Below are 10,115 nucleotides of genomic sequence, written 5' to 3'. Positions count from 1 at the left end.
CTCTACAGATGGTCGAATCTTTCCGGTCGCGACAGACGCAACTCCTCTCGATTAGAAAGGAAAAGCAAGCGATATGCTCATTGACACCATCCGATTTGCCCATCTTCTCGAAGAGCACAACCTCCACGATCTTTCCCATTTTCTGGCCCACACCGCCTTCATCATCTCCCACAAGTCCGAGAGCCTGGACACGCTGGCCGGAGTGCTCTGGTATCTCCCGGTGAACAGTCCGATCATTGTCGTGACCAACTGCCCCCCAGAGGAGTATGAGATGCTCAGGCTGGGCCTGCGGGCCCGTCTGGCCTCCCACCGTCAGTTGTTTGTAGCGCATCAGAAGGACGATACCCTGGCGGCCCTCCTGCGCCTCCACGGTGTCGCCCACATACTGGATAGCAGCGGCCATGTGCGCGATGGAAAAGGGGAGGGGATGTATCTCGGCACGCTGCTGGCCTACCTGCTGCGCTTTCCTCGCTGGCTTGTCTTCTACGATGCAGACAATCTGGTCCCCTGCGCTCTGCTTGAATATACGCTGGCTATGGGCCGCCTCTTCATGGCCGCACATACCACCTATGCCTACCACGCCTGCGGGACCTTACATAATATTCGTATCTGCTGGGCTGCCAAGCCCGGTCTGCGCAACGGCGAGCTGACTGTGGCGAGTGCTGGCCGTTGCACAAGTGTGGTCTCGCCAGTCGTCTCTTTGCTTTGCCAGTCGTGGTCTGGCCTCCCGGAGCCGATCAGCTCTTCGAATGCCGGCGAGCAGGGGATGACTATGGCGACTGCCCAAGCGCTGCGCTTTGCTTCTGGCTTCGCAGTGGAAACCTTCCTGCTCCTCGATCTGCTCTTCAAGGCTAGCCCTTTCCATCCCACTCCAATGAAAGCCCTGCTCCAGCAATACCACTCCCATAGCCCTCACTTCCATACCAAGCGCGATGAGGAGCATATCCGCGAGATGATTGCGGCAAGCCTCGGCTCCTTCCTGCTCTTTGAAGAGCATCTCCCTCTCCAGGTGGAAAAGGCTCTGCTCAGCATCTGCGAGGAGCTGGCGCTAGCGCTGACTCCTCCCCTCATCTACCCGGCCCTCCAGGAGCTGGAGCTGAGCGGGGAGGATGACCTCCCGGCCCGCTACCGCCTGCTGGAGGACGTCGATAGCTCTGGCCGCGATACCGATAGCCTGCTGGAGACTTCGCTCAGCTAGAGAGAGCTGAGACGCTGGCCTGCGTGTGCACGGAGATCGGCGCTTGCTCCTCCCTTCGGCACCCGCGATACTCACCTGTTGGGGTGGGAGAGCTGGCCCCCGCCCGCCCCTTGACAGGTCCCCGCTAGAAGACCACAATGAAAGGAACGAGCTGCAACGTGAGAGGTGAGGAAGCGAGAAGCTATGTCTAGACAAATGCTGGCAGCAATGTTCTATGCCCCAGGGGACGTCCGCCTGGAGGAGCGCCCGATTCCAGAGCCAGGCCCCGGCGAGCTTCTTTTGCAGGTCGCGGCGGCTACGACCTGCGGCACCGATGTCAAGACCTATGTGCGTGGCCATCCCCTGCTCTTCAAACATCCCCCCGCCGGCTTCGGCCACGAGGCGGCCGGCATCGTGGCCGCCGTCGGCCCGGGCCTCCAGGGCTGGCGAGAGGGCGATGCCGTGGTGGCAGCCAACTCTGCTCCTTGTGACCGCTGTTTCTATTGCCGCCGAGGACGTTACAGTCTGTGTGAGGACCTTCTGTTGCTCAATGGTGCCTATGCCGAGTACTTGCTGGTGCCGGCACGCATCGTTCAGCGCAACCTCTATCGTCTGCCACAGGGCCTCTCGTTTACTGCGGCGGCACTGACGGAGCCGCTGGCCTGCGCCTTGCATGGAGTTGAGGCGAGCGAGATTCGGGCGGGCGACACAGTGCTGATTATCGGGGCCGGCCCCCTTGGCCTGCTGCTGACGGCCGCTGCCCGCCTGGCGGGAGCCAGGGTACTGGTCAGCGGCCATGGAGAGCAACGGCTGGCCCTGGCCCGCCGCTTTGGCGCTGAGGAGGTCTTCGAAACCGGGTCGCTCTCTCTGGAGGAGCAGCTCACCCTGCTCCGGGCCGCCACTCCCGAGGGCCGGGGAGCCGATGTCGTGATCGAGGCCGTGGGCACTCCTCAGACCTGGGAACTGGCGGTCTCCCTGGTGCGGCGCGGCGGCCTGGTCAATTTCTTTGGCGGCTGCGCCTCGGGAACGCGCATTGCCCTGGAGACGCGCCCACTGCACTACGACGAGCTAACGCTCAAGGGGGTCTTCCACCATACGCCTACCTATTTTGCGCGGGCCTTGGAGTTGATCGCCAGCCAGCAGATCCCCGTCGAAGCCCTCATTACGGCTCGCCTGCCCCTATCTGAAGCGGTGACAGCCCTTGACCTGCTCCTGCAGAAGCAGGGAGTAAAGTATGCTCTCATCCCGCCGGCTTTCGCCCAGGATCTCCTTCACACAGCAAGCCCTGCAGGATAAGCTGACTGTAGAGGTCGATCACTTGCTGGACACTGAGTCGCCCACCCGGACGGAACCAGGTGGCGACTTCGGTGCACATGGCTATCAGGGCGTAGGAGGTGACCTTGATGTCGCTCTTCTTGAAGATGCCTCGCTCCATGCCCTCGCGCAGGATTTCCTGAATCAGGTGCTCGTAGTGGTCGCGCAGGGCAATGATATAGTCACGGTTGGTCCCCTCCAAAGCCCGAATCTCGGTGTCAATAATGAAGAATTCGTTCTTGAAGCTGGTGTGGAGACGAATGTGATTGGCAATGGCCTCCCGCAGGCGCTCCAGTGGCCCCGGCTGCTCGTGGATGATCCGCTCCAGGTTGGCATTCAGGTGACGCATGTAGGTCTCCATGATTTCGACAAGCAGCGCCTGCTTGTTGGCATAATGATAGTAGATGCTGGCTGCCTGAATGCCGGCCATACGTGCGATGTCGCGCAGAGGAGCCGCATGATAGCCGTAGCGGGCAAATAGCTCGACGGCGGCGGCTAGAATGGCCTCCCTGACGGAGCGGGGTTCGCTGGGGCCGGTCTGGCCGCTTAGGGCCTCGTCGCTGCGTCGCTTCAGTTGGCTGTTTCTCACCTTTCTTCGATCCTTCCTCTCTGGCTGCTGATCACGAGATGGCTTCATGCCCTTCCCTGCCTGTCCCTGTCAGACGCGCAGCCCGACAGCAGGCTGTAGCCTGTGTAGCCTGCCGTGGCCTGCGCCTGTGGCACAATGCCTTTATCCTCTTTCCCGGGCTTTTCCCTATTCTAGCAGAGCGGCCCTTGCCTGCCCAGAGCATAGCGGGAGAAGGTAGTCTCGCTTTTGAGGCCAGAATAGGGTATAATCTAGGGAAATAGGCCCTGCCTGCTCGGTCCGCGGTCGTCCCTGCCCGCCGTGCCAGCCGTAGCCGCCGCGCAGGCGCCAGAAAGGAGGCCGCAGCGCTCACGAACGTTCCCACTGGTTTTGCAGCACCTTCAACGGCCCCAGCCAGAGCTGATCACCCACTCCGGGTAGCGCAGCGAACAAACGACCCTCGTCTTCCTTTTCCTGATGAGTAAGCCTGGCATCCACTCGCTTTGGCCAAGCGTTTCGATGAGGAGGTTTCCGCATGGCAACAGGTGACACCGCGGAGAAACGCGGCTATTTCACGGGTTGGACGCTCAAGACCGAAGGGATCATCGCCCCCGATGAGCGTCTCCCCTGGGGACAGTCCATTCTGGTGGGGTTGCAGCATGTATTGGCCATGTTTGGCTCAACAGTGCTGGCTCCCATTCTGATGGGCTTCGATCCCAATACGGCGATCTTTTTCTCAGGCATTGGGACGCTCCTCTTCTTTCTGGTTGTAGGGGGGCGTGTGCCAAGCTACCTCGGCTCGAGTTTCTCTTTTATCGCAGTAGTGCTGGCAGCTACCGGCTTTGCCAGCGGTTTCCACGGTCCAGGTCTCAATCCCAATATCGGGGTGGCCCTTGGCGGTATTATCGCCGCGGGGGTGGTTTACGCCATTATCGGCTTGATTGTGATTGCTGCTGGCTATCGCTGGATCGATATTTTGATGCCCCCGGTGGTGACGGGCGCCGTCGTCGCGGTTATTGGGCTGAATCTGGCTCCGGTGGCCGTCAGCGACGTGAGCGGCTCAGCCTTCGATACCTGGATGGGCCTTATCACGGTGCTGGCGGTCGCTTTTGTTGCTGTGTTTCTTCCTGGCCCCCTGCGCCGCCTGCCGATCTTGCTCGGCGGCATCATCGGCTACCTGATCTACCTGCTCTTCGCCAATGGCCTGCACCTGGGAAAGCCGATCGACTTCTCTGGCCTGGAGAAGGCCAGTTGGGTCGGCCTGCCTCACTTCTCCACTCCCACTTTTTCCCCTAGCGCGATTGCGCTGATCGCCCCCGTGGCCGTCATTCTCGTGGCCGAAAATACCGGTCACGTCAAGGCCGTGGCGGCTATGACAGGGCGCAACCTGGACCGCTATCTGGGGCGCGCCTTCCTGGGCGATGCCCTGGCAACTATTGTTGCCGGTTTTGGGGGAGGAACGGGCGTTACAACCTACGCTGAAAATATCGGCGTTATGGCTGTTACTCGCATCTATTCTACTGCAATCTTCATCATCGCTTCTGTCGTGGCAATTCTGTTGGGCTTCTGCCCTAAGTTCGGTGCCCTTATCATGACCATCCCTTCGGGGGTGATCGGAGGTCTGGCCATCGTGCTCTTCGGCCTGATCGCCGCTACCGGCGGGCGCATTTGGGTGGAGAACCGTGTGGATTTCTCGAAGAGCCGCAATCTGATCACGGTCGCCTTTGCCCTGATTGTGGGAGCTGGCAACCTGGCGCTCAATATTGGCAGCTTCCAACTGAGCGCGATCGGCGTGGCGACCTTCGGTTCGATCATCCTCTATCAGCTTCTGCGTGAGCCGGCGCCCCAGCCGGAGGAGGCCGTGACCGCGGATGCGGCAGTGGGACTTAACCCGGCAGGCAGTGGCCAGTCAGGTGAGGCCGACAGCGCACTGAGGTAGTTTGCTGGCTGGCCCCGGCGTCCGCCGCTGGAACCGCACCGGCCTACCCTGGCGATCTACTCCTTCTCTATGAGGGGGAATAGCCACCCAGCGCTGCAAGCTGGCCTGAGCTGCTACCCGCAGAGCCACCGTTCGGGAGAGACTCCGGTTGGTCCAGGACAGCAGCTCAGGTCTTTTTTCTTCAGCTTTCAGCTGCTAGCGCGGCGCGCGACGAAAGAAGCCGATTGGGAAGAAGGTCGCAGGCTGCAATGCCTTGTTTGGGGGCAGTCTGGAGTGGTACAATAGAGAAAGGAGCGTCGGAGATACACTTTGCTGCGATCCCAGCCTGCCGCCTTGGCAGGAAAGGAAGGCCTTAAAAGCGACGCTCCTCCTGTTTTTCTTTTGGCCGGTGCCAGCACGTCGCCCGCCCTGGAGAGTAGATCAGGCCGCCATGCACAACTATGATCTGGCTCCTGAGCTAACTGCCACCTACATCGCTCAGGTATGGCAGAGGCTAGCGCCTCATGTGCGCCCAACGCTGTTGTTACCTGCTCCACGCCTTTCTGAGCTGGTCGGCTGCGATGTCTTGCTCGCCAGCGAGACCTTCCAGTACACGGGTAGCTTTAAGTTCCGCGCCGCTTATCAGCTGCTGACCAGTGTTCCTCAACGGCAGATTATCGCTGCCTCGTCGGGCAACTTTGGCCAGGCTGTGGCCTATGCTGCACGCTTGTTGGGGAAAGAGGCAACCATCGTCATGCCCTCGACAGCAGCCCGCGTCAAGATTGAGGCTGTTCAGGCTTATGGGGGACGGGTGGAGCTGACCGATGTGCGCCGCGTTAGCCGCCAGGAACGAGTGGCCCAGTTAGCCCGCGAGCAGCCGGAAGCTTTTGTGGCCCCGGCTTACGACGATTATCGCGTGGTGGCGGGTAACTCGACGCTTGGCCAGGAGATTCTGGGCACAGATCCTCCCGATGTCTTGCTGGTCCCGGTTGGCGGTGGGGGCCTGATCTCGGGGCAGATTATCGCTCGTGACTTCCTTGGCTGCCGGACGCGCATCGTTGGGGCAGAGCCGCTGTCTGCCAATGACGCGGCCCGTTCACTGCATAGCGGACGGCTGCTTGCCAACGCAACGGAGCCGGAGACGGTTGCCGACGGGGCACGCACGCTCTCTCTGGGGCAATTGAACTGGGAGATTATCCGCCGGGGAGCAGAAGAGATCATCGAGGTCCCTGACGAGGTCACGCTGGAAGCGCTACGCCTCCTTTTCCTCCTGGCCAATCTGAAGGCTGAGCCGACAGGGGCCTTGGCGCTTGGCGCCTTGCTGCTGCAGGCGGATCGCTTTCGGGGCCAGCGGGTCTGCTGCATTGTAAGCGGTGGCAACGTCGACCCGGCTCTCTACGTCCAGGCTCTAGCTGGAGGCTCGGCCCCGATTTGATGAAATTCGTTCCCCGCTGACCTGGCCTGTTCCTCCAGTACGCTCAGCCACCGTTCCCTGTCCACCCGTCATGGTCTAGTGCTTCAGCCGCAGCGCTGTAAGGGAAGGGACGTGACCGGCCTCCGCCCAGACTCGTTTCTCTTTTCTTGAGAGAGGCCAGGAAGACGGCAAGCAGAGATGGCCACCCGCCGCACCGGCCAGCTATGAAGGGGCCTGTAAACAGGCGATTGGACCGGCCAGGTTCCCTTCGAACTCCTCTCTCTCCCTCTCCTGACCTCCCTGGTAGGCGATGGGGCTGACCTGTGCGCTTCCTGGCTGGCTTGCCCTATTTTCAGTCAGAGAAGGAAGGAATTTCGGGGAGAACGATGCTCACGCACCAGCTCGCTGTCCCATCGGCGCGCCCTCGGCGCCTCGTTCGTCGTCGCCGCTTCGTTATGGAGTGGCTGGCCGTTGGACTTATCCTCGCGCTGGCCTTGACACTGCGCCTCCTACTGATTCGCTCACCCTGGCCCATCACGAACAGCGATGAGGCCAACATGGGCCTGGTGGCGCTGCACGTGGCCTACCAGGGCGACCACCCTATCTTCTTCTATGGCTTGCCCTATATGGGACCGGTCGAAGGCTACGTCGCGGCCCCCCTCTTCCGCCTCTTCGGTCCCTCGCTTTTCACCCTGCGGCTGGCCCTCCTGCCATTTGTCGCCGGCTTCTTGCTGAGCTGCTATGGCCTGGTGCGCCTCCTCTACGGGCGCACCTTTGCCTTCGCTACCCTGCTCCTCTTTAGCTTTGGTTCTGGCGACGTCCTCTTTCTGCAGCTGCGGGCGGTAGGGGAATATCCTGAGATGCTGATGTTCGCCCCCTTGATCCTGCTGCTTGCTACCTGGCTGGCTCGCTCTTACCGGGTCGATAGCGCTCAGAGCCGGGCATGGTCCTGGCGACGGCTGGCCAGCTATGTTCTGCTTGGGCTGAGCATCGGTCTGGCACTGTGGATTGACTTTTTGATCGGCCCGTTTGTGCTAGCGGCCCTGGCTCTGCTGTTGCTCTTCTGTTGGCGTGAGCTATGGGGGCGCTTCGGCCTGGGTTTGCTGCTGGGCATGATCATCGGTGCGGAGCCGCTACTGTACTATAACCTGACAGCCCCGCTGAGCCAGAACTCGCTGGCCGTCCTGCTTTCCATTCACCACGGGGGGGCAGATGAGCTGGCCATCCGGCATCTGAGCTGGCTCCATCAGCTCAGCGGCGCTCTCTTCATCGCTCTCCCCTGGGCCACCGGCTACCAGCCGCGCTGTCCCCTCACCGCCATTCCTCCCTGGGGTCTACCAACGCCAGCGGTCTGGCCTTGCGTCCTTGGGCAGATGGGCTGGGGGCTTGGCTATCTGCTGTTGGCTTTGCTGGCAGCTTTTCTCTGCCTGAGAGGCTTGAGTCGCTGGCGGTCTGATCTTTTCCCTCGCTGGTCGCGGGTGGTCCTGGTTGGTCGCCAGGGCCAGCAGCCGCCGATGCCAGGGGAGGGGGGAAGACAGGGAGATGAGGTGAAGCGCCAGGAAGTGGTAGGCCAGTGCGCGCAACTGGCCATCCTGGCCAGTGTAGGCCTGACACTTTTCCTCTACGCCCTTGCGCCGGTAGCTGCCGTCTCTCCTGAAACCACCTTCCGCTACCTGACCTGCGCTCTGCTGGCTCTACCAGTGCTGCTCTGGCCGCTGTGGAAGGGGAGTGCTCGCGCCCTGGGCCTGCAGCGGAAGCTGCACCAGGCCAGGGCCGGGCAGCAAGAGATCTCGCGCCCCAGCGCCAGCGCCCATGACCAGGGGGCCAGGATGGCCACGGCGCTTCCCTCGACGCTTCTCTTACTGCTGGTGGCTGTGACCTTTGTGACCGGAACTGTCCGCACCTTTGCGGCCGTTCCGGCTGCCCAGGCCGACTATCAGCGACGCCTGACCTTGATTCGCGAGCTAGAGGCCATCGGCGCCACGCGAGTCTATTCGGAATACTGGACCTGTAACTGGCTCGTCTTCCTAAGCCAGGAGCGGATCATTTGCAGCGTCCTCGATGCCGAGCTGCGCCCTGGCTTCAACCGCTACGGGCCGTATCGCCTGATCGTTGACAGGGCGCCGGCCCCGGCCTACGTCTTTCCCGTGGCCGATAACCTGCTGGATGCTGTCACCGGGCGCCAGCAGGCCCGCTTTTTTCAGCAGCATGTGCTCTCGTCTCCCGAAGCCAGGGCCACCTATCGCCTCTACCAGTTTCTCGGTTATCTTGTCTATCAAGCACGGCCTTCTGCGGCATCACCGTCTCCCCCGCCGACGGCCCGCGCCGCTGGCCCTTGAGGAGAAAGGCCAGCTCAATTGTGATCTCCGTCAATGCTCTCGTCAACCTGGCCGAGGTCGTCTCTCCGCGCTCAACCGCCTTCCAGGCCCTGACTGAAGAAGAACAGCCTGGGAACTTCATGACTGGCCCAAGCCCAAACCAAGCAGGTCCCGAAGCTCAGGAGGCAGGATAGATCGCCAGATTGGAATAGGCTACTACCACACCCTTGGGAGTATCGGGGAGATTCGAGACGTAGAGAGCAATCGAGCCACTCTTGTAGCTGCTATCGGTCACACTGTTGAGAGTCTGGCCGTTTACCGCGAGGGTCATCGTCGATCCCTTAGCGATAATCTGGACGTGATTGACCTGGCCAATCGGCTTGAGCGCTGTAGTCGACAGGTAGCCCACCAGCTTCTGATCATCGAGCGGCTCACCCGCCGAATCGACCATGCCCTTGAAGATGGCATAGGTTGAATCGCCATACATGGCGAAGCGGTAGTAGGTTGCCAGCTCTGTATTCTGGTTAGCCGAGGCCCGGATGTAGACGCCGAAGCCACTGTTCTCCTGCGTGCCCTTGGTGATAGCGACATCCACCTCTAGTCTGAAATCGTCAAAGGTCTTGCCAGGAACGAACTCTGGAAGGATACGATTATTATCCTCTTCCAGGACCAGTTGTCCGTTACCGAGCTTAACGGAATAGCGACCCGGCACGCTGGTCAAGTCCCATCCGTGATTATTATTGGCAAAATTGTCGCTGAACAGCGGCGTAGCAGTAGTAGTAGTACTGGTGCCCTGAGCTGGTGTTGGGGTTACGCTGCCCGTATTTCCCCCACCGCGGTGAGTGAGGGCAAAGACGCCCAGCCCTCCAAGCACCAGCACCAGAACAACCACTGCGATCAGGGCAATGAGGCCAAAGTTGGGCCCGCCGCGGGGTCGCTCGGGCATCTGAGGCTGGGAAGGAGGCAGCGGCGGCACCTGATAGCTCCCCACCTGCGGGTAGCTCGGGGGAGGGTAAGGAGTGCCTCCCTGCTCAGGGAACTGGTAGCTCGGCGGTGCCGGCGTCGCCGAGGGCGCCCCCCCATAGTAGCCCGGGGAAGATGGCGGTGGGGGCGTTGGCGCAGGAGTCGGCGATTGGCCCCATTGCGAGGGCGTCCCGCTTCCCGCATAAGGTTGACCATAGGTCGTCGGCGGATACCCTCCTGCTCCTCCCGACCCCCAGGGCACCCCCGGATTCGATGGCGCGGGCTGGCTGCTCGCCGGTGCGTTGTAGTAGCCACAGTTGCTGCAATAAACCTCGTTTGGCGCCAATGGCGTCCTACAGCGCTGACAGACCTGGTTTGCGGCCCCACCCTCATACGGAGGATACATTGAGGACATGAGACAGGACCCTCCACTCTTCTTGGTTGGC

Annotated in this window: 7 protein-coding genes; 5 read left to right on the top strand and 2 right to left on the bottom strand. The window is 61.4% G+C overall.

Annotated features, from left to right (window positions below; genetic code table 11):
• Positions 1–73 precede the first annotated feature (73 nt).
• Both ACFMO7_RS13565 and ACFMO7_RS13560 read left to right on the top strand, forming a co-directional pair.
• Entirely contained in the window at positions 74–1,198 is a 1,125-nt protein-coding gene (locus ACFMO7_RS13565) for a mannosyl-3-phosphoglycerate synthase (protein ID WP_376796022.1), read from the top strand.
• 183 nt (positions 1,199–1,381) lie between these two features.
• Complete coding sequence (locus tag ACFMO7_RS13560) at positions 1,382–2,473, top strand: zinc-binding dehydrogenase (RefSeq protein WP_376796021.1); 1,092 nt, start codon at positions 1,382–1,384, stop codon at positions 2,471–2,473.
• On the opposite strand, the gene ACFMO7_RS13555 is transcribed toward ACFMO7_RS13560, so the two are convergent.
• A complete protein-coding gene (locus ACFMO7_RS13555) occupies positions 2,418–3,080 on the bottom strand; it encodes a TetR/AcrR family transcriptional regulator (protein WP_376796020.1) in 663 nt (220 codons plus the stop codon). The two genes, ACFMO7_RS13560 and ACFMO7_RS13555, sit on opposite strands and share 56 nt — an antisense overlap.
• Positions 3,081–3,591: 511 nt before the next feature.
• Here ACFMO7_RS13555 and ACFMO7_RS13550 point away from each other — a divergent pair.
• From ACFMO7_RS13550 to ACFMO7_RS13540, 3 genes are all read left to right on the top strand, one after another.
• Positions 3,592–4,995 (top strand): solute carrier family 23 protein, encoded by a 1,404-nt coding sequence (locus ACFMO7_RS13550; protein ID WP_376796019.1) that lies wholly within the window; start codon positions 3,592–3,594, stop codon positions 4,993–4,995.
• A gap of 430 nt (positions 4,996–5,425) precedes the next feature.
• Positions 5,426–6,409 carry a threonine/serine dehydratase gene (locus ACFMO7_RS13545; protein ID WP_376796018.1) on the top strand — a complete coding sequence of 328 codons (984 nt, stop codon included), beginning with the start codon at positions 5,426–5,428 and terminating at the stop codon, positions 6,407–6,409.
• Positions 6,410–6,774: 365 nt separating this feature from the next.
• Positions 6,775–8,727 (top strand): ArnT family glycosyltransferase, encoded by a 1,953-nt coding sequence (locus ACFMO7_RS13540; RefSeq protein ID WP_376796017.1) that lies wholly within the window; start codon positions 6,775–6,777, stop codon positions 8,725–8,727.
• Positions 8,728–8,884: 157 nt separating this feature from the next.
• On the opposite strand, the gene ACFMO7_RS13535 is transcribed toward ACFMO7_RS13540, so the two are convergent.
• Entirely contained in the window at positions 8,885–10,084 is a 1,200-nt protein-coding gene (locus ACFMO7_RS13535) for a family 16 glycoside hydrolase (RefSeq protein ID WP_376796016.1), read from the bottom strand.
• Positions 10,085–10,115 lie beyond the last annotated feature (31 nt).

The organism is Thermogemmatispora sp. (assembly GCF_042408735.1).
Taxonomy (GTDB): domain Bacteria; phylum Chloroflexota; class Ktedonobacteria; order Ktedonobacterales; family Ktedonobacteraceae; genus Thermogemmatispora.
Note: the sequence above shows the minus strand (reverse complement) of the source record. Positions and strands in the feature narration are given on the sequence as shown.